Here is a 26,103-nt window from a genome sequence, read left to right on the forward strand (position 1 = left end):
CGGCGCTCGGCCTAGCCGCCGATGCCCTTCCACGCCGTCGTGCCGTCGGCCTCGACCTGCCGCTTCCACACGGGCAGGTCGGTCTTGATGGTCTCGATGACGGTGCGGCACACGTCGAACGCCTCGGCGCGATGCGGCGACGACACCGCGATGACGACGGCGGCGTCGCCCACGGCGAGCCTGCCGACGCGGTGGCTCACCGCGACGCGGGCCGCGGTGCCCGCGACGGCTCGATCGGCGATGGCGTGCAGCGCCGTCTCGGCGTCGGGATGCGCGGAGTACTCGAGCGCGACGACCGCGCCCGACGCGTCGGGATCGTGATCGCGCACGCGGCCGACGAAGGAGGTCGTCGCGCCCGCGGTCGCGTCGTCGACGGCGTCGAGGTGCGCCACGACGTCGAGGGGGACGTCGAGGATGCGGGCGATCGCGACGGCGCTCACGGGTGGTCGGCGCCGTCGAGCTGCCGCACGACGTGCGACGCGACCGACAGGATCACCGGCATGCCCGTCGTCACGGCGTTCGGCGAGCCGGGCAGGTTGACGACGAGCGCGCCCTGCGCGATGCCCGATCGACCGCGCGACAGCATGCCCTGCGGCAGCTCGGCGGTGCCGAGGCGGCGCAGCTCGTCGGCGATGCCCGGCACGTCGTGCTCCAGCACGAGCGCCGTGCCCTCGGGGGTCTCGTCGCGCGGGGCGACCCCCGTGCCGCCCGTCGTCACGACGACGCGAGCACCCGCCGCGATGGCGGTGCGGAGCGCCTGCGCCACGCTCTCGGCGCCGTCGGGCACGATCGTCGCGTCGCCGCACTCGAAGCCGGCGTCGCGCAGCGCCGCGACGGCGATGGGTCCGCCCGCGTCGTGACGATGGCCGCTCGAGGAGCGGTCGGAGACGGTGATGACTGCTGCGCGCGTGGACATGGGCACAGACTACGGTCGCGGCGGCGCGGCTCGCCCGATCAGCCCGTGACCGTGATGAGCGGTCGCTGCCAGCCCGTCGAGCCGTCGGGCGCGATGGGCGCGCGCTCCTCCACCTGCGTCTCGCCGTCCTTGTTGACGGCGCGGGCCGTGATGTAGTGCGTGCCCGGCTCCGCCTGCCACTCGAGGAACCACTGCACCCAGGTGTCGTCGTTCACGGCGGTCGACAGCGTCGCCTCCTGCCAGTCGCCCTCGTCGATGCGCACCTCGACGCGCTCGATGCCGACCGTCTGCGCCCACGCCATGCCTGCGATCGGCACCGTGCCCGCCTGCACGGGGGTGCCCACGCGAGGCGTGTCGATGCGGGAGGAGAACTTGATGGGCGCCTCGGCGCTGTAGCCGCGCGGCGTCCAGTACGCCTCGTCGTCGGCGAAGGTCGTGACCTTCAGCTCGGTGACCCACTTCGTGGCCGAGACGTAGCCGTAGAGGCCGGGCACGACCATGCGCACGGGGAAGCCGTGCTCGAGCGGCAGCGGCTCGCCGTTCATGCCGACCGCGAGGATCGCGTCGATGCCGTCGTCGGTGAGCGACGAGAGCGGCGTGCTGGCGGTGTAGCCGTCGATGCTCGTCGAGAGCACCATGTCGGCGCCGCCCTGCGGGCCGGCCATCGCGAGGACGTCGCGGATGGGCACGCCGAGCCAGAGCGCGTTGCCGACGAGCCCGCCGCCGACCTCGTTCGACACGCACGTCAGCGTGATGCCGTACTCGTCGACGCCCATGTCGAGCAGATCCTGGAACGAGAGCTCGACGCGCTGGTCGACCATGCCGTCGATGACGAGCGTCCAGGTCTCGGGATCGATCTCCGGCACGGTCAGCGCGGTGTCGACGCGGTAGAAGTCCTCGTTGGGCGTGAACAGCGGGCTGATGCCCGGCACGTCGAGCTCCGCGCCCTCGGGGATCGTCACCGTCGAGCCGGGCGTCGGCAGCTGCAGCGCTCGGCGGATGGCGTCGATCGACGAGCTCGTCATGCTCGCGACGCGGGCGCCGACGCCCACGGCGATTGCGGCGACGGCCGAGACGCCCGCGAGGAGGAAGAACCCTCGGCGGTCGACGGAGGTCGACGACGACGTGCGCGACGAGGTCGCACGCTGCGCGTCGCGCCAGCCGACGAGTCGCCGCCGCAGCAGCACGAGCAGCACGACGGCGGCGACGGTGCCGAGCACCGGCGGCAGGAAGGCGAGGGCGGAGACGCCCGTGCGCGTCACGGTCGCCGCCGTCGCCAGGGCGCCGGCGAGGAGGAGGATGGCGACGCCGAGCGGCGGTCGCACGAGCTGCAGGATGCCTGCGAGCGCCGACGCGACGACGACCGCGAGGCCGAGCCCCGCGAGCAGCACGACCTTGTCGTACTCGCCGAAGGTCGCGATCGCGAACTCCTTGAACGGCTGCGGCACGATGTCGATGACGAACGAGCCGACCGCGAGGATCGGGCTCGCCGTCCGCGCGACGAGGAAGGCGACGAGCTCGGCGACGGCGAGGAACGCCGCCCCGCTCACGATGCCCGAGAGCGCCGCCCAGCCGAGGAATCGCCTGCCGCCGCGTGCACGATCGTGCCTGCTCATGGTGTCCCGCCCTCCGTCGCGCTCGGTGCGCCTTGGTGTGGTTCGGAGCGGCCAGGCGATCGGATGCGTGCGCCGCGAGCTCAGGCGGCCCCGGCCTCCGCCTCGTCGGCCCAGCGACGATCGTGCAGCCAGTTGCCGAGCCCCCGCACCACGACCGCCAGCACGAGGAAGCCGACGACCATCGCGAGGCACAGCAGCAGCACGCCGCCGTAGCCGCCCGAGGCCGCCGGGTCGAAGAACGGGTACGGGTAGAACCCGTCGACGAGGCCTCCGCGCACGACGGCCGCGACGGCATAGACCGCCGGCCAGATCATCCACCAGCCGACGACCGACAGCGGGAGGCGACGCCTGGGCGGCCACAGGATCCAGTCGACGAGCCCCAGCACGGGCAGCAGGAAGTGCACGATGCCGTTCACCCACGGCAGCAGCGAGCCGAGGTCGACGTCGGCGAGCAGCGTGTTGAAGACGAGGCCGACGAAGAGGATGTAGACGACGATGCCGCCGCGCACGGCGACGTCGGTCGCGCTGGGATCCGTGCGGCCGGCGATGAGGCGCAGCGCGCTCACGACGAACACGATCGAGATCATGAGGTTCGAGAGGTTCGTGAAGTAGGAGAAGAAGTTCAGCACGCTGAAGCCGAGCGGGATGTGGACCGCGAAGAGCTGGTAGCCGAGGGCGAACAACGACAGCGTGGCACCGGCGAGCCGCAGCACGATGGCTGCCGAACGAGACGTCATGCGTGCACCATAGCCGCCGACCGACGCACGGATGCCGGGAGCTGCGAGCCTCCGCCGCGGCGCGCCGACCGAGGCGGCGCCGAGGTCAGAGGGCGCGGTCGCGCGCGATGCGCTGGAACGCCAGCGCGGAGTCCTTCAGCGTGCGCTGCTGCGTCTCGTAGTCGACCCGGACGAGGCCGAAGCGCTTGTGGTAGCCCCACGCCCACTCGTAGTTGTCGAGCATCGACCAGTAGAAGTAGCCCTCGACCGGCACGCCGGCGTCGATCGCGTCGAGCACGGCGCCCACGTGGGCCTCGAGGAAGGCGACGCGCTCCGCGTCGTGCACGGCGCCGTCCTCGGCGACGACGTCGTCGTAGGCCGCGCCGTTCTCGGTGACCCACAGGTCGACCATCGCGGGCCCCGCGTACTCCTCGTGCACGCGCTGCAGCACGCGCGTCAGCCCGTCGGGCTGCACCTCCCAGCCCATCGACGTGACGGGCAGGCCGCGCGGATGCGCGTGCACGCCGTCGGCGGCCGGGTACGGCGAGGCGATGGCTCGCGACGTCGGCGCATCCTGCTGCAGCGGCACGACGGGCGGCCGCATGGAGACGGCGTCGCCGTGGTAGTAGTTGACGCCCAGCACGTCGATCGGCGCCGCGATCGAGCCGAGGTCGTTCGGCTGGATGGCGTCGGCGAGGCCGAGGTGCCCCACGTCGGCCAGCAGGTCCTCCGGATACTCGCCACGGAAGATCGGGTCGAGGAAGAAGCGGTTGAACTGGCCGTCGATGCGACGCGCTGCGTCGACGTCGCCCTCGTCGTCGGGGTCGACGGGGTCGGCGACCGTGAGGTTCAGCGTGATGCCGACCCACGCATCCGGCGCGAGCCCGCGGATGACGTCGACGCCGAGCCCGTGGGCGAGCAGCAGGTGGTGGCCTGCGACGAGCCCGTCGCGCACGCTCTGCCGCCCGGGCGCGTGCGCGCCCGCCGTGTAGGAGAGGAACGACGAGCACCACGGCTCGTTGAGCGTCGTGATCGTGGGAACTCGGTCGCCGACGGCCTCGACGACGCTCGTCGCGTACTCGACGAAGCGGTCGACGGTCTCGCGCGACGTCCAGCCGCCGCTGGCCTCGAGCGCCTGCGGCAGATCCCAGTGGTACAGCGTGAGCCACGGCTCGACGTCGGCCTCGAGCAGCTCGTCGACGAGCCGCCGGTAGAAGTCGAGACCCTCCTCGTTGACGGCGCCGCCATCGGGCCGCACGCGCGACCAGCTCGTCGAGAAGCGGTACGACTGCACCCCCATCTCGGCCATGAGCCGCACGTCGTCCGGGTAGCGGTGGTAGTGGTCGCACGCGACCGAGCCGTCGTGCCCGTCGACGACCGCGCCGGGCACCCGCGCGAACGCATCCCAGATCGAGTCGGTGCGCCCTCCCTCGTGGGCTGCGCCCTCGATCTGGTAGGCCGCCGTGGCGACGCCGAGGGTGAAGTCGGGAGGAAGCTGACGCACGCGCTCAGGCTATCGACCTATCGTGGATGCGATGCGCCGCCCGAAGGCGGCGCGAGACGTCGGGAGCGGTGCGCACGTGAAGCTGGATCGAGAGTCCGCCGGTCGTCGGCTCGCCGGCGTCGGCATCGTCGCCGTGTTCGTCGGCCTCATCGTCGCCTGCGTGCCGGCGCCCGTGGTGGCGCCCGCCGATCCCGACATCCCGAACGCCTCGTCGTCGCCCGCCTTCCCCAACCTCACGAACCCGCCGACCACCGCCGGTCCCTCGACGCCGCCCGTGCCGACGACGGCACCCGGCGACTTCGCCTTCGGCGACACGATCGTGATCCACACCGACCAGGGCACGACGTGGGAGATCACGCCCCTGCAGTCGACGGATCCCGCCGACTCGGTCGTGCAGGCGAACGGCTACCGGCCCACGCAGGGCTCGCGCGCCGTCATCCTCGAGCTCACGGTGCGCAACGTCGGCGTCGTCACGACGCATCCGTACTACGACATGGCCTTCGCCTACCAACCCGACAACGCGCCGAGGTACGACCAGAACTCCGGCGCGCTCATCGCCGCGCCGGACGACCTCGGCTACTACCCGGAGATCGCCGTCGGCGACGAGGTGACGGCGGAGATCGTCGTGCAGGTGCCCGAGAACGCGCCCGAGGGCTCGTGGGTCATCGGCGACGGCACGAGCGAGTACCGCTTCCGCTGAGGCTCGGTGCGAGCGCCTGCCACGCGATCGCTCGCAGCCCTAGAGCTGGCAGCCGGGGCACCAGTACAGCTTGCGCTGCTGCATGACCTCGAGCGCGACCGTCGTGCCGCACCGCAGGCACGGCAGGCCCTCGCGCTTATAGACCCAGTGCCGATCGGCGCGCGAGGCCATCGCCGCAGCGAGGCGCGTGCCGCGGAGCCCGTCGATCGTGAGCATCTGGCCCGTCTCGACGCCGATGCGCAGCAGCCGCACCCAGTCGCGCCACAGGCCCCGCAGCTCGTCCTCGCCGAGCGACCGCCCCGAGCGATGCGGCGAGATGCGGGCGCGGAAGAGCAGCTCGGCCCGGTACACGTTGCCGATGCCCGCCACGACCGTCTGATCCATGAGCAGCTGCCCGATGGGCTGCCGCGAGCGCCCCGCACGCGCCACGAAGCGCCGCTCGGCGGCCGACTTCGTCTCGAACAGCGCCTCGGGGTCGGGGCCGAGCCGCTCGGCGACGGCCTCGACCTCGTCGGGCTCGAGCACCTCGCACACCGTCGGCCCGCGCAGGTCGGCGACGGCCGTCGACGTGAGGATGCGCACGCGCACGGCGCCGACGGGCTCGGGCGGGAAGTGCGTGGCCTCGAGCGCGGCATCCGACTCCCCCATCCGCAGGCGTGCAAGGCGAGGGGCGCCGATCGACGCGAGGGACTCCTCGTGGGCGCCGTCTGCGACCGTGCCGCGCATGCCCGTCTGCCCGGCTCGGCCGCCCGCCGAGCGCAGCGTCGCGTCCTCCGTGATGCGGCCCGCGAAGTCCCACGCGCCGTAGATGCCGAGGTGCACGTGCAGCCAGCGGCCGTCGAGGTCGAGCAGCAGGTGCTTGCCGATGGCGCGCGCCGCCGTCATGGTGCGACCGTCGAGCGATGCGGCGCCCTCGGCGAAGCGACCCTGCGGCGACGACAGCGCGCACGCGTCGCCGACGAAGTTCGCGGCGAACTGGCGCGCGATGCGGTGGACGGAGTGGCCCTCTGGCATGCCCGCGTCAGGCCGTGGGGCGCTCGAGCAGGCCCACGATGGCGCCCGTCGTCTCGTACTCGGCGAGCTGGGCGATGCGACGCGCGTGCCGCTCGACGCCCGGGAAGGGCGTGGCGACGAAGAGGTCGATGAGCGCGAGCATCTCGGCCTCGTCGTGCTGGCGGGCGCCGATCGCGATGACGTTGGCGTCGTTGTGCTCGCGCGCGAGCGTCGCGGTCGCGGCGCTCCACACGAGCGCGGCGCGCACGCCCTCGACCTTGTTCGCCGCCATCTGCTCGCCGTTGCCCGAGCCGCCGAAGACCACGCCGAGCGCCTCGACGCCCGCGCGCCCGTCGGCGACGACGGCCTGCGCGGCGGCGATGCAGAACGACGGGTAGTCGTCCTCCGCGTCGAAGGCCGTCGGACCGTGGTCGACGACCTCGTGCCCGAGCCCCTCGAGATGGGCGACGAGCACCTTCGAGTACTCGAAGCCCGCGTGATCGGTGGCGACGTGGATCCTCACGACGCGGTGCCGCTCGTCGTCGAGGCGTCGTCGAAGATCGGATCGCGCGTGCGGCTGCGCTTCAGCTCGAAGAAGCCGTCGACGCTCGCTGCGGCGACGATGCCGTCGAAGAGGCGCAGCGCCGCCTCGCCCGTGGGCGCGGGGCTCACGACGGGGCCGAAGAACGCGACGCCGTCGACCGAGACGACCGGCGTGCCGACGTCGTCGCCCACGAGCTCGATCGCCTCGGCGTGGCTCGCGCGCAGCTGCGCGTCGAACGCATCCGTCTCCTCCGCGAGCGACGCGTCGAGGCCGACCTCCGCGAGCGCCTCCGAGACGATCGCGTCGAGGTCGCGACGACCGCCGGGATGGATGCGGGTGCCGAGGGCGTCGTAGAGCGGCTTCACGACGGCGTCGCCCGCCGTCTCCTGCGCCGCGATCACGAGGCGCGTGAGCCGCAGCGAGCGCGGCATGAGCCGCGCGTACGCCTCCGGCAGGTCTCGGCCCTCGTTGAGCACCGAGAGGGACATGACGCGCCAGTCGACGTCGAATGCGCGCGTGTCGGCGACCTCGCCGAGCCACCGCGACGTCATCCACGCCCACGGGCACGTGGGATCGAACCACATGCGTACCTGAGTCACGGGACCAGCGTAGCCGCGCGACTACGCTGAGGAGACGCCCACGAAGCAATGGAGGAGCGAGCGTGCCCGGAGAGAACCTCACCCGCCAGGAGGCCCAGGAGCGCGCTGCGCTCGTCGCCGTGCAGTCGTACGACGTGGCCCTCGACCTCACGACGGGCGACGAGGTGTTCCGCTCGACGACCACGGTGCGCTTCTCGGCGCACGCACCGGGTGCCTCGACCTTCATCGACCACATCGCCCGCGAGGTGCGCTCGGTGACGCTGAACGGCGTCGCGCTCGACGTCGCCGCCGTCGTCGACGGACCCCGCATCCTGCTCGACGACCTTGCGGTCGACAACGAGCTCACGGTCGTCTCCGACGCGCTTTACGTCAACACCGGCGAGGGCCTGCACCGCTTCGTCGACCCCGTCGACGGCGAGGTCTACCTGTACTCGCAGTTCGAGGTGCCCGACTCGCGTCGCGTCTTCGCGGTCTTCGAGCAGCCCGACCTCAAGGCGACGTTCCGCCTCACCATCACGGCGCCCGCGCGCTGGCAGGTCGTGTCGAACCAGCCCACGCCCGAGCCGACGATCGACGGCGACACGGGCACGTGGCGATTCGGCGAGACGCCGCGCATCTCCTCCTACGTCACGGCGCTCGTCGCCGGCCCCTACTGGGTCACGCGCGACTCGCTCACGAGCGCGTCGGGCGACGAGATCCCGCTCGGCATCTTCTGCCGCGCCTCCCTCGCCGAGCACATGGACGCCGACGCGATCTTCGCGACGACGAAGGCGGGCTTCGCGTTCTACGAGGAGCACTTCCAGACGCCCTATCCGTTCGCGAAGTACGACCAGCTCTTCGTGCCCGAGTTCAACGCCGGCGCGATGGAGAACGCCGGATGCGTGACGTTCACCGAGGCGTACGTCTTCCGCTCGAAGGTGACGGACGCCGTCCGCGAGCGCCGCGTCGTCACGATCCTGCACGAGCTCGCCCACATGTGGTTCGGCGACCTCGTCACGATGCGCTGGTGGAACGACCTGTGGCTCAACGAGTCGTTCGCCGAGTGGGCGTCGACGCTCGCGACGGCCGAGGCGACCGAGTGGACGCACGCGTGGACGACGTTCCAGGCGATGGAGAAGACCTGGGCGTACCGGCAGGACCAGCTGCCCTCGACGCACCCGATCGTCGCCGAGATCCGCGATCTCGAGGACGTCCAGGTCAACTTCGACGGCATCACGTACGCCAAGGGCGGCTCGGTGCTCAAGCAGCTCGTGGCGTGGGTGGGCATCGAGTCCTTCATGCGCGGCCTCGGCGAGTACTTCCGCAAGCACGCCTACGGCAACACCGAGCTGTCGGACCTGCTCGTCGAGCTCGAGGCCGCGAGCGGCCGCGACCTGTCGGGCTGGGCGTCGCTCTGGCTCGAGACCGCGGGCGTCAACACGCTGCGCCCCGAGATCACGACGACGCAGGACGGCATCATCACGTCGTTCGCCATCGCGCAGACCGCGACGGCCGAGCACCCCACGCTGCGCCCGCACCGCATCGCCGTCGGCTTCTACGACGAGCGCAAGGGGCACCTGCAGCGCATCCACCGAGTCGAGCTCGACATCGACGGCGCCTCGACGACCGTGCCGCAGCTCGTGGGCCACGAGCGCCCCGCGCTCGTCCTCATCAACGACGACGACCTCGCGTACGCGAAGATCCGCCTCGACGACGCCTCGACGAAGGTCGCGCTCGAGCGGCTGTCGCGGATCGAGGACCCGCTCGCGCGCGCCCTCGTGTGGGGTGCGGCGTGGGATGCGACGCGCGACGGCGAGACCCCCGCGAGCGACTACGTCGAGCTCGTCCTCGCGAACATCGGCGCGGAGACCGAGTCGACGACCGTGCGGCTCGCCCTCGCGCAGCTCGCGCAGGCCGTGCGCACCTACGTCGCGCCCGAGCGCCGCGCCGGGCTCATCGAGACGACGGGCGACCGGCTGTGGCAGCTCGCGAGGGATGCCGACGCGGGCTCCGACCTGCAGCTGCAGCTCGTGCAGGCCTTCGCCGGCCTCGCATCCTCGCCCGCGCACGTCGCGACGCTGCAGGGCCTCCTCGACGGCACCGAGTCGCTCAAGGGCCTCGAGGTCGACGCCGACCTGCGCTGGCAGATCCTCGACGGCGTCGTGCTGAACGGCGCGGCGGGCGACGACGAGATCGATGCGCTGCTCGCCACGGACGACACCGCGACCGGCCGTCAGTTCGCCGCTCGCGCCCGCGCCACCATCCCCACGGCCGAGGCGAAGGAGCGCGCGTTCGCATCCGTCGCCGACGAGGCAGGCGCGTCGAACCTCATCGTGCGCTACACGGGCATGGGCCTGCAGCACGTCAACGACCCCGCGGCGCTCGCGGGCCTCGTGGAGCGCTACCACGACGCCCTCATCCCGATCTGGGAGTCGCGGACGTACCAGATCGCCGAGGGGCTCATCGTCGGCCTCTACCCCTCGGTCGTCGCGACCGAGGAGCTCGCGTCGGCGACGCGCCGCTGGCTCGACGCCCTCGGCGACGTGCCCGCCCTGCGCCGCCTCGTGCGCGAGCAGCTCGCGGGCGTCGAGCGTGCCCTGCGGGTGCAGGAGCGAGACCGGCAGCGCTGATGACGGACGCGACGACGCTCGGAGAGTGGCTGCGCAGCGTGCTGGGCTGGTGGTACCAGCCCCTCGCGGTGCTGCTCGTGCTGCTGCTCGCACCCGTGGTGTGGTGGATCGTGCGCACGGTCATCGACCGGGTCGTGCAGAACATCGTCACGGGCGCGAAGCGCAAGGCATCCGTCGCCGACACGGAGGCGCTGCAGCGCTCGCCGCTCTACCACGTGCGCATCGTGCAGCGCACGAAGGCGATGGGCGGCGTGCTGCGCACCGTCGGCGCCTGGGTCATCGTGCTCGTCACGGTCATCTCGGTGCTGTCGCTGCTCGGCGTCTCGGGCTCGGCGCTCATCACCGCGGCGGGCCTCTTCGCCGCCGCGCTCGGCATCGGCGCGCAGAACGTCGTGAAGGACGTGCTGACGGGCCTGCTCATGGTGCTCGAGGACCAGCTCGGGATCGGCGACATCGTCGACCTCGGGATGGCGACGGGCGTCGTCGAGCAGGTCGGCATCCGCGTCACGCAGGTGCGCGACGTCAACGGCACGCTCTGGTACGTGCGCAACGGCGAGGTGAACCGCGTCGGCAACATGTCGCAGGGCTGGTCGCGCGTCGTCGTCGACCTCGGCATCCCGTACGAGGCCGACGTCGACGACGCGCAGCGCCGCATCCTGCAGGTCGCGCGCGACCTCGCCGCCGAGCCGAAGTGGACGGCGAGCATCATCGGCGAGCCCGAGCTGTGGGGCATCGAGTCGGTGAGCGCCGACGCGATCGTCGTGCGCGTGACGATGCGCACGCGCACCCAGTCGCGCGATGACGTGGCACGCGAGCTGCGCGCCCGCCTCACGCGCGACCTGCGCGCCGCCGGCATCGCGCTGCCATCGCTCGCGCAGGTCGTGCTCGAGGGCATGGAGGGCGCGGCGAGCGTCTCCGGTGCGCGGCCTCCGCGCACCGCCGAGCTGCCGAGGCAGGACTGACATGACGTTCTACGAGCAGGTGGGCGGCCGAGCGTTCTTCGAGCGGCTCGTCGACGCCTTCTACGAGGGCGTCTGGACCGACGAGCTGCTGCGGCCCATGTACCCGCAGGACGACTACGACGGCGCGCGCGAGCGGCTCACGGGCTTCCTCGAGCAGTACTGGGGCGGGCCGGGGACGTACTCCGAGCAGCGCGGGCACCCACGGCTGCGGATGCGGCACATGCCCTTCCCCATCGGACCGGAGGCGCGCGACCGCTGGCTGCACCACATGCGCGCCGCCGTCGACGTCGCCGCTCCCCCGCCGCTCCTGCGCGAGGAGCTGCTCGACTACCTCGACCGTGCAGCGCACGCGATGGTGAACCAGAACCCCGCCTTCCGCACCCATGTGCCGCCCGCATCCGGTGCGGCGCCCTCCGGCCCGCCGACCCTGCTCTAGGAGCCCCCATGCCATCCGTGCCCGCATCCCGCAGCGACGTGCTCGTGATCGGTGCCGGGCTCGCGGGGCTCGTCGTCGCGCGCGAGGCGCTGCGCGCCGGCCGCACCGTGACGATCGTCGACCAGGAGCCCGCCGCCTCGTTCGGCGGACAGGCGTGGTGGGCGTTCGGCGGGCTGCTGCTCGTCGACACCCCCGAGCAGCGCCGCTTCGGCATCCGCGACTCGCTCGAGCTCGCACGCGCCGACTGGCACCGCACGGCCGGCTTCGACGCGACGGGCGACGAGTGGGGCAGGCAGTGGGCCGACGCGTACTGCGAGTGGGCGGCCGGCGACGCGCGCGCGTGGCTGCGCGACCTGGGCGTGCGCATCTTCCCCGTCATCGCCCACGCCGAGCGCGGCGACGGCACGCGCGGCAACTCCGTGCCGCGCTTCCACATCGTGTGGGGCTCGGGGCCCGGCGTGCTCGCCCCCTTCACGCGGGCGGCGCGCGACGGCGTCGAGGCCGGCCTCCTGACGATCCGCATGCGGCACCGGGTCGATGCGCTCGTCGTCGAGGGCGGCCGCGTCACGGGCGCACGCGGCTCGGTGCTCGCACCCGACGTCGCCGTCCGAGGCGAGGCGTCGAGCCGCGACGTCGTGGGCGAGTTCGCGTTCGCCGCCGACCACGTCGTCGTCGCGACGGGCGGCACCGGCGGATCCCTCGCCGCCGTCGCACGCGACTGGCCCGCGACGCTCGGCTCGATGCCGGCCGCGCCCCTCGTCGGCGTGCCCGCGCACGTCGACGGGCGCGGCCTCGACGTCGCCGAGGCGGTGGGCGCGAACGTCGTGCACCGCGATCGCATGTGGCACTACACCGAGGGCCTCGCCGACTGGGATCCGGTGTGGCCGAACCACGGCATCCGCATCCTGCCGGGGCCGTCGAGCCTGTGGATCGACTCGCGCGGCGACCGCCTGCCCGCACCCTGCTACCCGGGGTTCGACACGCTCTCGACGCTCGAGCACCTGCGCCGCGGCGGTCACGAGCACTCGTGGTTCATCCTCACCGAGACCATCCTGCGTCGCGAGATCGCGCTGTCGGGCTCCGAGCAGAACCCCGACTTCACCGACCGCAGGCTCTCGCTCGTGCTCGACCGCATCCGACACGGGTCCACGGGGGTGCGCGGATTCCTGCACCACGGCGAGGACGTCGTCGTCGCCGATGCGCTGCCCGCGCTCGTCGACGGCATGCGCGCCCTCGAGCCGGCGCTCGACGCCGAGCGCGTCGCAGCCGCCGTCGCGGAGCGCGACGCGGCGATCGACGACCCCGACTCCGACCCGCAGATCCGCGCGATCCATGCAGCCCGAGAGCGCGTCGGCGAGCGCCTGCTGCGCGTCGCGGCGCCGCACCGCCTGCTCGACCCCGAGCACGGTCCCCTCGTCGCGCTGCGCCTGCGCACCCTCACCCGCAAGTCGCTCGGCGGCATCCAGACCGACCTCGACTCGCGCGTGCTCGGCGCCGACGGCCCCATCCCGGGCCTCTCCGCGGTCGGCGAGGCGGCCGGCTTCGGTGGCGGAGGCGTGCACGGCTACCGCTCGCTCGAGGGCACGTTCCTCGGCGGCTGCCTGCACACGGGCCTGCGGGCGGGGCGCGCGATCGTGCGCTGAGGCGCGCGTCAGCGCGCGAGCACGTCACCGAGGCGCGTGGATGCGCGCATCCACGCGCCGACGCCCGTCACCTGCACCGCGTCGGCGCCGAGGAAGCCGAGACCCTCGAGCGCGGCGCAGTGCCCGAGGGTGAGCGGGTGGCCGTCGAGCCCCTGGCTCCACACCGCCCGCCGCACGCGGCGCACGACCGCGTCGCCAGGGCTCGCAGGCAGCTCGCGCTCGACGCGCGCGGCAGCCGCGCTCGCGCCGAGGCGCACGTCGTCGGCCGAGACCTCGCCGAGCGCCCGCCAGCCCGCACGCGGTGCGGACAGCGACGCCCACGCCGGCAGCGTCGCCGCCTCCGGCACGTCGAGGTCGGCACCCTCGGCCAACGCATCCATCACGGCCTCGGCGGGCACGACGGCGTCGAACGCCGCCGCCGAGCGCATGCGCACGACGCGAACCCCGAGGATGGTGGGCCCCGCGTCGAGCAGCCCGCTCGACACGGTGAGCGGCACCGTCACCATCACGACGTCGCCATGCGCCGTGAGCCGCACGCTCGTCTCACCGAAGCGGCCGGCACGGCCCAGCAGCGTGCGCACGTCGGCGCGAGCGCGATCGTCGACGGCGAGGAGCGAACCCATGGCTCCAGGGTACGTCGCGCCTCGCGCGGTGCGTCCCGACGCGTCGGGAGGGGCGTCGGTCGCTGGCTAGGCTGGCAGCCGTGAGTGCCGCCCCCGATCTGCCCCCGCCTCCCCCGTCGGATCCCATGGCGCTGCTGCGCGAGACGCTCGACCTCGTCGACACGGGCGCCCGCACGAGCGAGGACATCCTCACGGGCCCGAGCCATTGGATGCCGCTCGGGCGCGTCTACGGCGGTCAGGTGATGGCGCAGGCCGTCGTCGCCGCCCAGCGCACCGTCGCGGAGGACCGCAGCATCCACTCGGTGCACGGCTACTTCCTGCGCCCGGGCGACGTCGCCAAGCCCATCACGTTCTCGGTCGACCGCATCCACGACGGCCGGTCGTTCGCGACGCGGCGCACGCAGGCGTACCAGGGTGGCGTGCCCATCCTGTCGATGATCGCCTCCTTCCAGGACGACGACGCCGGCGTCGAGAGCCAGACGCCGATGCCGCAGGGCATGCCCGACCCGGAGTCGCTGCCGTCTGCTGCCGAGCTGCTCGGCGGCATCGACCACCCGATCGCGCAGCACTGGTCGCGCGGACGACCCTTCGACATCCGCCACGTCGAGGGACCCATCTACCTCCACGACCGCGACCGGGCACGCTCGGGCACGCAGCACGTGTGGATCAAGGCGATCGGCCCGCTCGACGGCGGCGACGCCATGCATCGGGCGGCGCTCGCCTACCTGTCGGACTACGCCATCCTCGAGCCCGTGCTGCGCCTCCACGGCTACGCCTGGGCGTCTCGCGACATCAAGGTCGCGAGCCTCGACCACGCCGTGTGGTGGCACCGGCCGGTGCGCGTCGACGAGTGGCTGCTGCTCTCGCTCGAGGTGTCGTCGACGAGCGGCGGTCGCGGGCTGACGCTCGCGCACGTGCACGCGCAGGACGGGCGCCACGTCGCGACCGTGGCGCAGGAGGGCATGGTGCGCCTGCCCGTCGAGGGCGCCTGATCCCCCGAGACCGTGCGCTCCCTGTGGCGGCCGATGCTCGACGAGGCGCGCATGGTCGAGCGCGTCTCCGGCGAGGAGTCGCTCGCGAAGGACGGCGATGCGTACGGCACCGCGATCGAGGCCGACGGCACGCTCGTCGGCGAGACCGTCGTGAAGCTCATCGACGCTGCGGGCAGTCAGGCCGAGATCGGCTGGATCCTCGCACCCGAGCACCGCGGCCGTGGCTCCGCGCTCGAGGCCGCACGTGTGGCGCTCGAGCTCGCGTGGGGCATCGGCGCGCACCGCGTCACCGCCGTGCTCGACCACGACGACCAGGCGTCGGCGCGCGTCGCTGAGCGCCTCGGCATGCGCCGCGAGGCCGTGCTCGTCGACGACGGCGTCGATGGCGCGATCGGCGAGCACGGCTCGACCGGGATCTGGGCGATCCTCGAGCGCGAGCGCTGACGCTCGCGCCCGAAGGCGCTCAGTTCTGCGGGAAGCCCAGGTTCAGGCCTCCGTGGCTCGGGTCGAGCCACCGGCTCGTCACGACCTTCTCGCGCGTGAAGAACTGGTACCCGTGCGGGCCGTACGCCTTGCCCTGGCCGAAGATCGACGACTTCCAGCCGCCGAACGAGAAGTAGCCGACGGGCACGGGGATCGGCACGTTGACGCCGACCATGCCGACCTCGACCTCGTGCTGGAAGCGCCGCGCCGCACCACCGTCGTTCGTGAAGATCGCGGTGCCGTTGCCGTACGGGTTCGCGGCGATGAGCGCCATCCCCTCCTCGTACGACGCGACGCGCACCACCGAGAGCACCGGCCCGAAGATCTCGTCGCGGTACACCGCCGACGACGGGTCGACGTGGTCGACCAGCGTCGGCCCGAGCCAGAAGCCCTCCGGCTCGCCGTCGAACTCGGCCTCGCGCCCGTCGACGACGAGCGTCGCGCCGTCGGCGGTGGCGACGTCGAGGTAGCCGGCGACCGTGTCGCGGTGCACCTGCGTGATGAGGGGCCCCATGTCGCACGCACGGCGGCCGTCGCCCGTGCGGATGCCCGCGATGCGCGTGCGGATGCGATCGACGAGCTCGTCGGCGATCGACTCGACCGCGACGACCACCGAGATGGCCATGCAGCGCTCGCCCGCCGAGCCGAAGCCCGCGTTGACGGCGGCGTCGGCCGTGACGTCGAGGTCGGCATCCGGCAGCACGAGCATGTGGTTCTTCGCGCCGCCGAGCGCCTGCACGCGCTTGCCGTGCCGCGACGCGGTCTCGTACACGTGCTGCGCGATCGGCGTCGACCCGACGAACGAGATCGCCGCGACGTCCTCGTGGGTCAGCAGCGCGTCCACGGCCTCCTTGTCGCCGTGCACCACGTTGAACACGCCGTCCGGCAGCCCCGCCTCCTGGTAGAGCTCGCCGATGAGCACCGACGCCGACGGATCCTTCTCGCTCGGCTTCAGCACGACGGCGTTGCCCGCGGCGATCGCGATCGGTGCGAACCACAGCGGCACCATCGCCGGGAAGTTGAAGGGAGCGATGATGCCGACGACCCCGAGCGGCTGCCGGAGCGAGTAGACGTCGACGCCCGTCGACACGTTCTCGGTGTACTCGCCCTTCGTGAGCAGCGGGAACGCCGTGGCGAGCTCGACGACCTCGAGGCCGCGCGCGACCTCGCCGAGCGCATCCGACACCACCTTGCCGTGCTCGCTGGTGACGAGCTCCGCGAGCTCCTGCCTGCGTGCCGCGACGAGCTCGCGGAACGCGAACATCACCTGCTGCCGCTTCGCGACCGACGTGTCGCGCCACTGCGCCGCAGCAGCCTTCGCGACGGCGACGGCCTCACCGAGCTCGTCGGCGGTCGCGAGCGGCACCTCGCGGATCTGCCTGCCGAGCGCCGGGTCGAACACCGGCGCCGTGCGCCCGCCGGACGCGACGCGACGCTCGCCTCCGATCCAGTGCGGGATGGGCTCGATCGTCGTCGTCGCTGCATGCTCGGAGGCGGCCGTGGTCATCGTCGATCCTTCCGTCGGTGCTCGCCAGCGTAGTGGCGGGCGCCGCGGCGCACGACCGCGCGGCCCCTACCGGCGGAAGGTCAGCGGCTCCCCGACGAAGGGGGCCCACGCCGCCCGCTCGTCGTCGGTCAGACGACGCGGGCGGCCCGAGTCGGCGTCGACCATGACGAACGTCGACGCGGCACGCACCGCGACCCGGCCGCCCGGCTCGTCGCTCACCTCGTAGCACAGCTCGACGCTCGAGCCGCCGATGCGCGAGAACCACATGTCGACCTCGAGCGGCGCCCGGCGGTACGGCACGGGCGCGAGGTACTCGACGTGGTGGCTCGCGATGAGCGTGAGCGTGCCCGCGTCGAGACCCGGGTCGAGGATGGCCGTCGCCGGCGCCTCCTCGTCGCCCGTGCGGAAGAAGGCGCGCACGCGCGCCTCCTCGAGGATCGTGAGCATCGTCGAGTTGTTGACGTGCTGGAACGCGTCCTGGTCGCGCCACCGCATCGGCACGGCGACCCGCATGCGAGCGCCCGCGGGCTCGCCGACCGGGCTCGACACGATCAGTCGCGCGTGAGCTTGCGGTACGTCGAGCGGTGCGGCTTCGCCGCGTCGGCACCGAGGCGCTCGACCTTGTTCTCCTCGTACGCCTCGAAGTTGCCCTCGAACCAGTGCCAGCGCGACGGGTTCTCGTCGGTGCCCTCGTAGGCGAGGATGTGGGTCGCGACGCGGTCGAGGAACCACCGGTCGTGCGTGACGACGACGGCGCAGCCGGGGAACTCGAGCAGCGCGTTCTCGAGGCTCGACAGGGTCTCGACGTCGAGGTCGTTGGTGGGCTCGTCGAGCAGCAGCAGGTTGCCGCCCTGCTTGAGGGTCAGCGCGAGGTTCAGTCGGTTGCGCTCTCCGCCCGAGAGCACGCCGGCCTTCTTCTGCTGGTCCGGGCCCTTGAAGCCGAAGCGCGACACGTAGGCGCGGCTCGGGATCTCGACGCTGCCGACCTGGATGTAGTCGAGGCCGTCGGAGACGACCTCCCACAGGGTCTTCTGCGGGTCGAGGTTCGTGCGGCCCTGGTCGACGTACGAGATCTGCACCGTCTCGCCGATCTTCAGGTCGCCGCCGTCGAGCGGCTCGAGGCCGACGATCGTCTTGAAGAGCGTCGACTTGCCGACGCCGTTCGGACCGATGACGCCGACGATGCCGTTGCGCGGCAGCGTGAAGGAGAGGCCGTCGATGAGCACGCGATCGTCGAAGCCCTTGTGCAGGCCCTTCGCCTCGAGCACGAGGGAGCCGAGGCGCGGACCCACGGGGATCTGGATCTCCTCGAAGTCGAGCTTGCGCGTTCGCTCGGCCTCGGCCGCCATCTCCTCGTAGCGCGCGAGACGCGACTTCGACTTGGTCTGACGACCCTTCGAGTTCGAGCGGACCCACTCGAGCTCCTCGGCGAGGCGCTTCGCGAGCTTGGCGTCCTTCTTGCCCTGCACCTGCAGACGCTCGCGCTTCTTCTCGAGGTAGGTCGAGTAGTTGCCCTCGTACGGGTAGAGGCGACCGCGGTCGACCTCGCAGATCCAGGTCGCGACGTGGTCGAGGAAGTACCGGTCGTGCGTGACGGCCATGACGGCGCCCGGGTACTTCGCGAGGTGCTGCTCGAGCCACTGCACGCTCTCGGCGTCGAGGTGGTTCGTGGGCTCGTCGAGCAGCAGCAGGTCGGGCTTCTCGAGCAGGAGCCTGCACAGCGCGACGCGGCGACGCTCGCCTCCGGAGAGGTTCGTGATCGGCCAGTCGCCCGGCGGGCAGCGCAGCGCGTCCATCGCCTGCTCGAGCTGCGAGTCGAGATCCCACGCGTCGGCGGCGTCGATCTCCTCCTGCAGCGTGCCCATCTCGGTCATGAGCGCGTCGAAGTCGGCGTCGGGGTTCGCCATCTCGGCAGAGATCGCGTTGAAGCGGTCGATCTTGCCGCGCATCTCGCCGAAGGCGTCCTGCACGTTCTCGAGCACGGTCTTCGACTCGTCGAGCTCGGGCTCCTGCATGAGGATGCCGACGGAGTAGCCGGGCGACAGGCGCGCCTCGCCGTTGGAGGGCTGGTCGAGCCCCGCGATGATCTTGAGGATCGTCGACTTGCCGGCACCGTTCGGACCGACGACGCCGATCTTCGCGCCCGGCAGGATCGCCGTCGTCACATCGTCGAGGATCACCTTGTCGCCCACCGTCTTGCGGGCGCGCACCATCGAGAACACGTACTCGGCCATGCCGTCGAGTCTACGGGTCGTCGGCGACGGCGAGGACCGCGCACGGGGCTCGAGAGGTGCGCGAGACGGCCCCGGGCGCCGGCCGGTCGGCGCCGGTCCGGCAGCGCCGGCCCGTCCGGGCCGACGAGTCGGTGGCCGACGGTCGGGCCCGACCGATCAGGGCCGATGGGTCAGGGCCGATGGGTCAGGGCCGATGGGTCAGGGCTGATGGGTCAGGGCGCGGCAGGCGAGACGAGGCAGGTGCCGGTGCCGAGCACGGGCACGATCGTCGTCGTGGGCGTGCCATGCCCGACCTGCCCGAGCAGGCACTCGCCCTCGAGGCGCACCGCCACCGTCATGAGCCGGACGGGCTCGCCCTGCTGGTCGACGTCCGAGCTGCGCTCGATCGCGGCGGGATCGAAGCCCGCGGCGGCGAGCGCGGCGACGACGGCCTCGCCGTCCGGCTGCCCCGCGACGTCGTTGGCAGCGAGCACGTCGGCGAACTGCGCGAGCATCGCCTCGGCAGGCGTCTGCTCCACGGGCGCGGCGGACTCGCTGGGCGCCGGAGCCGCGGATTCGCTCGGCGACGGCGACGGCCCGGGTGCCGGCTCGCCCGAGCAGCCGACGAGCGCGATCGCGGCGGCGACGCCGGTCGCGAGCAGTGCAGCGGCTCGACGGCGCATCGCGCTCCCCTCGTGGACGGGTCGCGACGCGCGACCCGCGCCAGCCTATCGACTGCTCGCGCACGATCGACCGTGCGCCGGCGCGCCTGCCACGCCGGCGCTCGGGGCTCAGAAGGGCGGCTCGTCGACGGCGCCGACGAGCGCGGGCGCGCGCGGCTCGACGGGCGTGACGCCGGCAGCCGCGGCACCGGGCGACGCCCAGCCGCGCTCGTCGATGCCGGGCGGGTGGGTGCCGGACGTCTCGGTGCCGTGCGGCTCCTGCGGCGGCGCTGCGATGGGCTGCGCCGACTCCGAGGCGGCACGCGATCGGCGCTGGAACGTCGCGGTGCCCCACCGCAGGGAGTGACCGATGGCCTCGGCGTCGATCTCGACCGACGTGCCCTGCCGCTCCCCCTCGCCCCAGATCGCGATCCGCAGCCTGCCCGTGACGAGCACGGGATCGCCCTGGCGGATCGACTCGACCACGTGGCTCGCGAGGTCGCCCCACGCCGAGACCGTGTACCAGTTGGTGCCGGCGTCGACCCACTGGCCCGAGGCGGGATCCTGCCGACGGAGGTTGGATGCGACGCGCAGGTTCGCGACCTGACGTCCGGATGCGATGGTGCGCAGCTGCGGGCTCGTGCCCGCGGTGCCCTCGATGGTGATGCGATCGGTCATGCGGAGCAGCATGCGCTCGATGCCCCCGGCTGGGCGCGTCGGTGGCGACGCATGTGGACGGAGCGTGCCTGTGCGGGATCGGCTGGCGGTGCGGCGCGGGCCGGGCGGCATGCAGCACCGCACGAGGCGCGTCCTCGCGCGAGCCCTGCCCTGGCGCATCCCGATCGGCGTGTCGGTGGTCGCACCTACGTTCGAGGCATCACCGGGGCCGGCCGGCGTCGAGAGGAGGCATCCATGTCCACCACCGCATACCTGCCCGCGCGATTCGGCATCGCCATGGCCCAGGTCAACGACTCGATGTGGCGCGTGTCGCGCGCCAGCGGCGACGTCATCGGTCACATCGAGCGCCTGCCGGACGTCGCGGGCGACCGGTTCCGCGCGCAGCGACTGCTGCCGCGGGGCCATCGCTACCTCGCGCTGGGCGAGTTCTGGTCGATCGACGACGCGATCGACTGCTTCCGCCAGGGGTGAGGCCCCATGCGGCGCGGCGCGCCGGCCGGCCCCGAGACGGCTCGAGCCCGGCGGACGCTGGTCCACCGGGCTCGAGCGAGGGCGTCGCGCAGTCGCTACTGCTTGACCGCCGAGATCTCGACCTCGACCTTGACGTCGTCGCCGAGCATGAGGCCGCCGGTCTCGAGGGTGGAGTTGAACGAGATGCCGTACTCGTCGCGGCTGATCGTGAAGGTGGCCGTCGCGCCGACGCGCGGGTTGCCGAAGCCGTCGACGCCGAAGCCGCCGAGCTCGAGGGCGAGCGTGATCTCGCGCTCGACGCCGCGCAGCTGGAGGACGCCGTCGACGAGGAGCTCGCCGTCGACGAGGCGCGCGCCGGTCGAGCGGAACGTCCACTGCGGGTGCTCGTCGGTCGCGAAGAAGTCGCCCGAGCGCAGGTGCGCGTCGCGGTCGGCGTTGCGGGTGTTGATGGTGGCGGGGTCGACGGCGGCCTCGACCGTCGACGCGGCGGGGTCGTCCGCCAGCACGATGGTGCCCTCGACGTGCTCGATGACGCCGCGCACCTTGGCGACGACGTGGCGCACCGAGAAGCTGACCGTCGAGTGGCTCGCGTCGATGACGTAGGTGCCTGCCGCGTAGCCGGGGATCTGCGAGGCGGTGAGGGTGTCGGTCATGGTGGCTCCTTGGGAGTGGTTCGGGATCGAGCGACCGCGCGTCACGGTTGCTTCGATTTCGAACAACCCTCGCATGCCCGCATCCATTCCCGAGGCAGCGCGCAGGATCCCGCGCGTGTCGCCGAGTGCGCGCGAGCGGTCAGACGGGGCGGCCCGACTCCGGGTCGAGCCCCGCCGTCCTGCGCCTGCGGTCGTCGAGCACGCGACGCACCACCCAGACGACGACGACCGTCACGACCACCGCGATCACGACCCACTGGAGCACGTCGGCGTAGGGCTCGACGACGTGCCAGTTGCGCCCGAGCGTGAAGCCCGCGAGCACGAAGATCGAGTTCCACACGCCCGAGCCGAGGGTCGTGAGGGCGAGGAACCGCCACACCGGCATGCGCTCGATGCCGGCCGGGATGGAGATGAGGCTCCGGAAGATCGGTAGCACGCGGCCGAACAGCACCGCCTTGCCACCGTGCTTGCGGAACCATGCCGTGGTCGTGTCGATGTCGGAGGCGCGCACGAGCGGCATGCGCTCGGCGATCCGCACGAGGCGATCGTGACCGAGGAGGCGGCCGAGCAGGTACAGCGCCAGCGCGCCGACGACCGAGCCCACCGTCGTCCAGATGAGGGCCTCTGCGAGCGAGAACGACCCCTGCGCCGCAGCGAACCCGGCGAGCGGGAGGATGACCTCGCTCGGGATCGGCGGGAAGAGGTTCTCGGCGGCGATCGCGATCGCGGCCCCGGGTGCGCCGATCGCATCCATGAGCCCGACCGCCCACGCGGCGACTCCCGTGAGGTCCTCGGATCCGGGCGTGGCGGCGGCGGCGAGCGTCGTGGTCAGCACGCGCATCACCCTAGGCGAGCGACCTATGGCCGGGCCGGACGACCGCGCCGTCGCGGCGCCGGCGCATCGCGGACGCATCGGATGCGGGGCGACGACTCGTAGGATCGAGGCATCCGCCCCCGTAGCTCAATGGATAGAGCATCGGCCTTCTAATCCGACGGTTGCGCGTTCGAGTCGCGCCGGGGGCACCACCGCTCCCGGCAGCCACCGCGCCGCCCACGCCGCTCGCCGCCGTGGCGCGGCGAGCGGGCTAGGCTCGACGCCGTGCCTGCCGCTGACCGCATCGTCTGGATCGACTGCGAGATGACGGGCCTCGACCCGTCGATCGACGAGCTCGTCGAGGTCGCCGTCCTCGTGACCGACTTCGAGCTCGAGGTCATCGACCCGGGCATCGAGCTCGTCATCAAGCCCTCCGACGCCGCGCTCGCGCAGATGGGCGACTTCGTGCGTGCGATGCACGAGAAGAGCGGCCTCGATCGGCTCATCCCGCACGGGATGCCGCTCGCAGAGGCCGAGGCGCAGGTGCTCGCCTACATCCGGCGCTTCGTGCCGCTCGAGCGCTCCGCGCCGCTCGGCGGCAACACGATCGGCACCGACCGCACGTTCCTCGCGCGCTACATGCCCGCCGTCGACCAGCATCTGCACTACCGGTCGATCGACGTGTCGAGCATCAAGGAGCTGTCGCGTCGCTGGTACCCGCGCGCCTACTTCCAGGCGCCCGAGAAGGCGGGCGGCCATCGCGCGCTCGCCGACATCCTCGAGTCGGTGCGCGAGCTGCAGTACTACCGCAAGGCCGTCTTCACGCAGGACGAGGTGACGAGCGACGCCGCGCGCGCGGCCTCCGAGGAGGTCGTGACGTCGTTCGCCGACGCGATGTCGTCGAAGGGCTCGGACGTGTCGTAGACTGTCCTGGTTGCGCCGCGAGGTGCGACGCACGGTGGGTATAGCTCAGCTGGTAGAGCGCCTGGTTGTGGTCTAGGAGGTCGCGGGTTCAAGCCCCGTTACTCACCCCGTGCATGGCCCCGGTCCGATGGACCGGGGCCATCGTCGTCGCACCGCCCGCCGCCGGATCCACCGCCGCGGAATCCATGCATCCGCCCTGCATCGTCGATGCGGTCTGCGTAGGGCATACGCAATCACGTAGCGTGGAGTCATCGGCTCGGCAGGGATCGGATCGGTGCACCCGACGATCGGAAGTCGCATGACCATCGCACTCGACGGGCTCGGGCCCGTCCGGACGACGAAGTCCACGGGCGCCGCGCGGGGCGCCAGCACGTTCTCCACGCTGCGCGCCGCAGTGCAGGCCGAGGGACTCCTCGGCCGCACCCGCACCTTCTACGTGCTGCTGTGCACGGGCCTCGGGCTCGCCGTCGTGGGCCTCGGCGTCGCATTCGTCCTGCTCGGCGACTCGTGGTGGCAGCTCGGCGTCGCCGCGGCGCTCGGCCTGCTGCTGACGCAGTTCGCGTTCCTCGGCCATGAGGCCTCGCACCGGCAGATCCTCGCGTCCGGCCCCGCCAACGACCGGCTCGGGCGCGTGCTCGCCGCCGGCGTCGTCGGCATCAGCTACGCGTGGTGGATGACGAAGCACACGCGGCACCACGCGAACCCCAACCGCCTCGCCCACGACCCCGACATCGCCTGGGACACCGTCTCGTTCGTGCCCCAGGACGCAGAGCGCCAGCGCGGCCTGCTCGCAGCCCTCACGCGGCGCCAGGCCTTCCTCTTCTTCCCGCTGCTCGCCTTCGAGGGCATCAACCTGCACGCGCGCGGCCTCGGCCTGCTGCTGTCGCGCCAGCCCGTGCAGGGACGCTGGATCGAGCTCGGCATGATGGCGGCGCGCTGGGCGCTGTACCTCGGCGCGCTCTTCGCGATGCTGCCGGTGGGCATGGCCTTCGCCTTCCTCGGCGTGCAGCTCGCGGTCTTCGGCATCGCCATGGGCGGATCGTTCGCCCCGAACCACATGGGCATGCCGATCGTCGCCGAGGACGAGCGCCTCGACTTCCTCACGAAGCAGGTGCGCACCTCTCGCGACCTGCGCGGCGGGTGGTGGGCGACGGCGATGTTCGGCGGCCTCAACCACCAGGTCGTCCACCACCTCTTCCCGAGCATGCCGCGCCCGCACCTCGCCCGTGCCCGCGACCTGGTGCGAGCGCACTGCCGCACGCACGGCATCGCCTACACCGAGCAGAACCTCGTGCAGGCGTACGCGGCGGTGCTGCGGTCGCTCAACGAGGTGGGCCTGCGCGCCGCCGACCCGTTCGACTGCCCGCTGGTGCAGCGCTTCCGTCGCCGCTGACCCGAGCGCGGCGGCGACCGGTAGCGTGACGGGGATGCCCATGCCCTTCCCCGTCAGCCCCGACGAGTTCGAGGCGATCGTCACCGACGAGCTCGATGCGCTGCCCGACGAGATGGTCGACGGGCTCGACAACGTCGTCTTCCTCGTCGAGGACCGCCACGAGACCGAGGATCTCCTCGGCATCTACGAGGGCGTCGCGATCACCGAGCGCGGCAACTACGGCTTCGGCGAGCTGCCCGATCGCATCATCGTGTTCCGCGAGGCGCACCTCGAGCGCTGCTCGACGATGGACGAGCTGCACGACGAGGTGCACACGACGCTCGTGCACGAGATCGCGCACTTCTACGGCATCGACGACGACGAGCTGCACCGGCTCGGCTGGGCCTGACGCCCGTCGGCGGGTGCGCTACTCCCCCGGCAGCACGACGCCGAGCTGCGCGCGCACCTCGTCCATGACGCGCATGACGCGCAGCGTCTCGCTCCACGGCACCTCGGGCGTCTCGCGCTCGCCGGCGGCGGCCGCGCGCGCGAGCGCGACCGCCTCGTAGCGCAGGCCGTGCTCCTGCTCGGCGGGCTCGAACACGTCGAGCACCTCGCCGTCCGGCGCGACGAGCCGGATGCGGTGCGCCCGGTAGAAGTCGCCGTCGAGCTCGAGCCTCGCCTCGGTGCCCGCGACGACCGCCGTCGTCGGGGTCTTCGCCGACATCGTCGCCTGGCACGTCGCGATCACGCCGTTCGCTCCCGCGAGCGTCACGACCTCCTGCTCGTCGACCCCGAGGTCGGTGCGAGCGCCGACGGCGTGCACGGATCCGATGGTCGGCAGCAGCATCGCCGCGAGATGGATGGGGTAGACCCCGAGGTCGAGGAGCGCGCCGCCCGCGAGCGACGGCTCGGCGAGGCGTGCGGGACCATCCGGCCACAGCCGCTGCCCGTGATCGGCCGTGACGGAGCGCAGCTCGCCGAGCACGCCCTCCTCGACCGCGCGCCGCACGACGTCGTAGCCGGGCAGGTAGCGCGACCACATGGCCTCCGCCGCCGTGACGCCGCGGTCGCGCGCCGCGTCGAGCACCTCGACGGCCTCGCCCGCGTTGCGCGTGAACGCCTTCTCGACGAGCACGTGCCTGCCCGCCTCGATCGCGGCGAGCGCGTGCTCGCGATGCGCGGAGTGCGGCGACGCGACGTAGACGGCGTCGAGATCCTGCGCGAGCAGCCAGTCGTGGTCTCCCGATCCTGCGATGCCGTGGCGCTCGGCGAACGCCGCGGCGCGCTGGGGCGAGCGGGAGCCGACGGCGACGACCTGCTGTCCCGTGCCCTGCTGCAGCGCCTCGACCATCGCCGATGCGATGCCACCGGGGCCGAGGACGCCCCAGCGCAGGCTGGGCGCGTCGCGCGGGTCGGTCGTGCGGGGTGCGGGCAGTCGTCGCTGAGCCATGCCGCCATGGTGGCACGACG

Annotated in this window: 28 protein-coding genes and 2 tRNA genes; 13 read left to right on the plus strand and 17 right to left on the minus strand. The window is 72.5% G+C overall.

What is annotated here, in order from left to right; genetic code table 11:
• Positions 1 to 11: 11 nt before the first annotated feature.
• From ACFQPP_RS07240 to ACFQPP_RS07260, 5 genes are all read right to left on the minus strand, one after another.
• Positions 12 to 440, minus strand: a complete 429-nt coding sequence (locus tag ACFQPP_RS07240) for a molybdenum cofactor biosynthesis protein MoaE (RefSeq protein WP_376915897.1) — start codon at positions 438 to 440, stop codon at positions 12 to 14.
• The gene (locus ACFQPP_RS07245) at positions 437 to 916 is read right to left on the minus strand and encodes a molybdenum cofactor biosynthesis protein B (RefSeq protein WP_376915898.1); all 480 of its coding nucleotides are present in this window, start codon (positions 914 to 916) and stop codon (positions 437 to 439) included. The genes ACFQPP_RS07240 and ACFQPP_RS07245 overlap by 4 nt, the downstream gene beginning before the upstream one ends.
• A gap of 38 nt (positions 917 to 954) precedes the next feature.
• Positions 955 to 2,532 carry a molybdopterin-dependent oxidoreductase gene (locus ACFQPP_RS07250; protein ID WP_376915899.1) on the minus strand — a complete coding sequence of 526 codons (1,578 nt, stop codon included), beginning with the start codon at positions 2,530 to 2,532 and terminating at the stop codon, positions 955 to 957.
• 80 nt (positions 2,533 to 2,612) lie between these two features.
• The gene (locus ACFQPP_RS07255; protein ID WP_376915900.1) at positions 2,613 to 3,269 is read right to left on the minus strand and encodes a Pr6Pr family membrane protein; all 657 of its coding nucleotides are present in this window, start codon (positions 3,267 to 3,269) and stop codon (positions 2,613 to 2,615) included.
• An 85-nt stretch (positions 3,270 to 3,354) separates the two neighbouring features.
• Complete coding sequence (locus tag ACFQPP_RS07260; RefSeq protein ID WP_376915901.1) at positions 3,355 to 4,752, minus strand: GH1 family beta-glucosidase; 1,398 nt, start codon at positions 4,750 to 4,752, stop codon at positions 3,355 to 3,357.
• Between the two features lie 76 nt (positions 4,753 to 4,828).
• On the opposite strand from ACFQPP_RS07260, the gene ACFQPP_RS07265 reads away from it, so the two are divergent.
• Positions 4,829 to 5,452, plus strand: a complete 624-nt coding sequence (locus ACFQPP_RS07265; protein ID WP_376915902.1) for a hypothetical protein — start codon at positions 4,829 to 4,831, stop codon at positions 5,450 to 5,452.
• Positions 5,453 to 5,491: 39 nt separating this feature from the next.
• Here ACFQPP_RS07265 and ACFQPP_RS07270 read toward each other — a convergent pair whose 3' ends face one another.
• Genes ACFQPP_RS07270 through ACFQPP_RS07280 form a run of 3 tightly spaced genes read right to left on the minus strand, consistent with a single transcriptional unit; the run spans position 5,492 to position 7,573 of the window.
• On the minus strand, positions 5,492 to 6,466 hold the full coding sequence (locus ACFQPP_RS07270) for an Fpg/Nei family DNA glycosylase (protein ID WP_376915903.1): 975 nt from the start codon (positions 6,464 to 6,466) through the stop codon (positions 5,492 to 5,494).
• A gap of 7 nt (positions 6,467 to 6,473) precedes the next feature.
• Entirely contained in the window at positions 6,474 to 6,968 is a 495-nt protein-coding gene (locus ACFQPP_RS07275; RefSeq protein ID WP_376915904.1) for a ribose-5-phosphate isomerase, read from the minus strand.
• Positions 6,965 to 7,573 (minus strand): DsbA family protein, encoded by a 609-nt coding sequence (locus tag ACFQPP_RS07280; protein ID WP_376916770.1) that lies wholly within the window; start codon positions 7,571 to 7,573, stop codon positions 6,965 to 6,967. The genes ACFQPP_RS07275 and ACFQPP_RS07280 overlap by 4 nt, the downstream gene beginning before the upstream one ends.
• Positions 7,574 to 7,650: 77 nt before the next feature.
• Here ACFQPP_RS07280 and pepN point away from each other — a divergent pair, with 77 nt between their 5' ends.
• The 4 genes from pepN to ACFQPP_RS07300 are packed head-to-tail and all read left to right on the plus strand — an operon-like array spanning position 7,651 to position 13,238.
• Positions 7,651 to 10,197 (plus strand): aminopeptidase N, encoded by a 2,547-nt coding sequence (gene pepN / locus ACFQPP_RS07285; RefSeq protein WP_376915905.1) that lies wholly within the window; start codon positions 7,651 to 7,653, stop codon positions 10,195 to 10,197.
• The gene (locus tag ACFQPP_RS07290) at positions 10,197 to 11,159 is read left to right on the plus strand and encodes a mechanosensitive ion channel family protein (RefSeq protein ID WP_376915906.1); all 963 of its coding nucleotides are present in this window, start codon (positions 10,197 to 10,199) and stop codon (positions 11,157 to 11,159) included. Before pepN ends, ACFQPP_RS07290 begins: the two co-directional genes overlap by 1 nt.
• Position 11,160: 1 nt before the next feature.
• Positions 11,161 to 11,595 carry a globin gene (locus ACFQPP_RS07295; RefSeq protein WP_376915907.1) on the plus strand — a complete coding sequence of 145 codons (435 nt, stop codon included), beginning with the start codon at positions 11,161 to 11,163 and terminating at the stop codon, positions 11,593 to 11,595.
• Between the two features lie 8 nt (positions 11,596 to 11,603).
• The gene (locus ACFQPP_RS07300) at positions 11,604 to 13,238 is read left to right on the plus strand and encodes an FAD-binding dehydrogenase (protein WP_376915908.1); all 1,635 of its coding nucleotides are present in this window, start codon (positions 11,604 to 11,606) and stop codon (positions 13,236 to 13,238) included.
• Between the two features lie 8 nt (positions 13,239 to 13,246).
• Here the strand turns inward: ACFQPP_RS07300 and ACFQPP_RS07305 are convergent, their stop codons facing one another.
• A complete protein-coding gene (locus ACFQPP_RS07305; RefSeq protein ID WP_376915909.1) occupies positions 13,247 to 13,861 on the minus strand; it encodes a hypothetical protein in 615 nt (204 codons plus the stop codon).
• A gap of 125 nt (positions 13,862 to 13,986) precedes the next feature.
• Between ACFQPP_RS07305 and ACFQPP_RS07310 the strand changes: the two genes are divergently transcribed.
• Both ACFQPP_RS07310 and ACFQPP_RS07315 read left to right on the plus strand, forming a co-directional pair.
• The gene (locus tag ACFQPP_RS07310) at positions 13,987 to 14,853 is read left to right on the plus strand and encodes an acyl-CoA thioesterase (protein WP_376916771.1); all 867 of its coding nucleotides are present in this window, start codon (positions 13,987 to 13,989) and stop codon (positions 14,851 to 14,853) included.
• 33 nt (positions 14,854 to 14,886) lie between these two features.
• Complete coding sequence (locus tag ACFQPP_RS07315; protein WP_376916772.1) at positions 14,887 to 15,297, plus strand: GNAT family N-acetyltransferase; 411 nt, start codon at positions 14,887 to 14,889, stop codon at positions 15,295 to 15,297.
• Positions 15,298 to 15,316: 19 nt separating this feature from the next.
• Here the strand turns inward: ACFQPP_RS07315 and ACFQPP_RS07320 are convergent, their stop codons facing one another.
• From ACFQPP_RS07320 to ACFQPP_RS07340, 5 genes are all read right to left on the minus strand, one after another.
• A complete protein-coding gene (locus ACFQPP_RS07320) occupies positions 15,317 to 16,843 on the minus strand; it encodes a CoA-acylating methylmalonate-semialdehyde dehydrogenase (protein WP_376915910.1) in 1,527 nt (508 codons plus the stop codon).
• Positions 16,844 to 16,909: 66 nt separating this feature from the next.
• Positions 16,910 to 17,356, minus strand: a complete 447-nt coding sequence (locus ACFQPP_RS07325; RefSeq protein ID WP_376916773.1) for an acyl-CoA thioesterase — start codon at positions 17,354 to 17,356, stop codon at positions 16,910 to 16,912.
• Positions 17,357 to 17,394: 38 nt separating this feature from the next.
• The gene (gene ettA, locus ACFQPP_RS07330) at positions 17,395 to 19,077 is read right to left on the minus strand and encodes an energy-dependent translational throttle protein EttA (protein ID WP_376915911.1); all 1,683 of its coding nucleotides are present in this window, start codon (positions 19,075 to 19,077) and stop codon (positions 17,395 to 17,397) included.
• Between the two features lie 212 nt (positions 19,078 to 19,289).
• Positions 19,290 to 19,739, minus strand: coding sequence for a DUF6993 domain-containing protein (locus tag ACFQPP_RS07335; RefSeq protein WP_376915912.1), 450 nt, complete (start codon positions 19,737 to 19,739; stop codon positions 19,290 to 19,292).
• A gap of 108 nt (positions 19,740 to 19,847) precedes the next feature.
• Positions 19,848 to 20,396: a single-stranded DNA-binding protein gene (locus ACFQPP_RS07340; protein WP_376915913.1), complete on the minus strand. Its 549-nt coding sequence runs from the start codon at positions 20,394 to 20,396 to the stop codon at positions 19,848 to 19,850.
• Between the two features lie 234 nt (positions 20,397 to 20,630).
• On the opposite strand from ACFQPP_RS07340, the gene ACFQPP_RS07345 reads away from it, so the two are divergent.
• Positions 20,631 to 20,867: a hypothetical protein gene (locus tag ACFQPP_RS07345; RefSeq protein ID WP_376915914.1), complete on the plus strand. Its 237-nt coding sequence runs from the start codon at positions 20,631 to 20,633 to the stop codon at positions 20,865 to 20,867.
• A 95-nt stretch (positions 20,868 to 20,962) separates the two neighbouring features.
• Here ACFQPP_RS07345 and ACFQPP_RS07350 read toward each other — a convergent pair whose 3' ends face one another.
• A complete protein-coding gene (locus ACFQPP_RS07350; RefSeq protein WP_376915915.1) occupies positions 20,963 to 21,520 on the minus strand; it encodes a YceI family protein in 558 nt (185 codons plus the stop codon).
• Between the two features lie 139 nt (positions 21,521 to 21,659).
• Positions 21,660 to 22,361, minus strand: a complete 702-nt coding sequence (locus ACFQPP_RS07355; RefSeq protein WP_376915916.1) for a DedA family protein — start codon at positions 22,359 to 22,361, stop codon at positions 21,660 to 21,662.
• 109 nt (positions 22,362 to 22,470) lie between these two features.
• On the opposite strand from ACFQPP_RS07355, the gene ACFQPP_RS07360 reads away from it, so the two are divergent.
• The 5 genes from ACFQPP_RS07360 to ACFQPP_RS07380 all read left to right on the plus strand — a co-directional run bounded on the left by ACFQPP_RS07360 (position 22,471) and on the right by ACFQPP_RS07380 (position 25,039).
• Positions 22,471 to 22,546 (plus strand) — tRNA-Arg (locus tag ACFQPP_RS07360).
• 112 nt (positions 22,547 to 22,658) lie between these two features.
• Entirely contained in the window at positions 22,659 to 23,258 is a 600-nt protein-coding gene (orn, locus tag ACFQPP_RS07365; RefSeq protein ID WP_376916774.1) for an oligoribonuclease, read from the plus strand.
• Between the two features lie 34 nt (positions 23,259 to 23,292).
• A tRNA-His gene (locus tag ACFQPP_RS07370) sits at positions 23,293 to 23,365 on the plus strand.
• A gap of 191 nt (positions 23,366 to 23,556) precedes the next feature.
• Entirely contained in the window at positions 23,557 to 24,651 is a 1,095-nt protein-coding gene (locus ACFQPP_RS07375) for a fatty acid desaturase family protein (RefSeq protein WP_376915917.1), read from the plus strand.
• 40 nt (positions 24,652 to 24,691) lie between these two features.
• Positions 24,692 to 25,039, plus strand: a complete 348-nt coding sequence (locus tag ACFQPP_RS07380; protein ID WP_376916775.1) for a metallopeptidase family protein — start codon at positions 24,692 to 24,694, stop codon at positions 25,037 to 25,039.
• 18 nt (positions 25,040 to 25,057) lie between these two features.
• Here the strand turns inward: ACFQPP_RS07380 and ACFQPP_RS07385 are convergent, their stop codons facing one another.
• Positions 25,058 to 26,083 carry a Gfo/Idh/MocA family protein gene (locus ACFQPP_RS07385; protein WP_376915918.1) on the minus strand — a complete coding sequence of 342 codons (1,026 nt, stop codon included), beginning with the start codon at positions 26,081 to 26,083 and terminating at the stop codon, positions 25,058 to 25,060.
• Positions 26,084 to 26,103: the final 20 nt, after the last annotated feature.

Origin of the sequence: Agrococcus sp. GCM10030265 (assembly GCF_042666675.1) — a bacterium.
Lineage (GTDB): Bacteria > Actinomycetota > Actinomycetes > Actinomycetales > Microbacteriaceae > Agrococcus.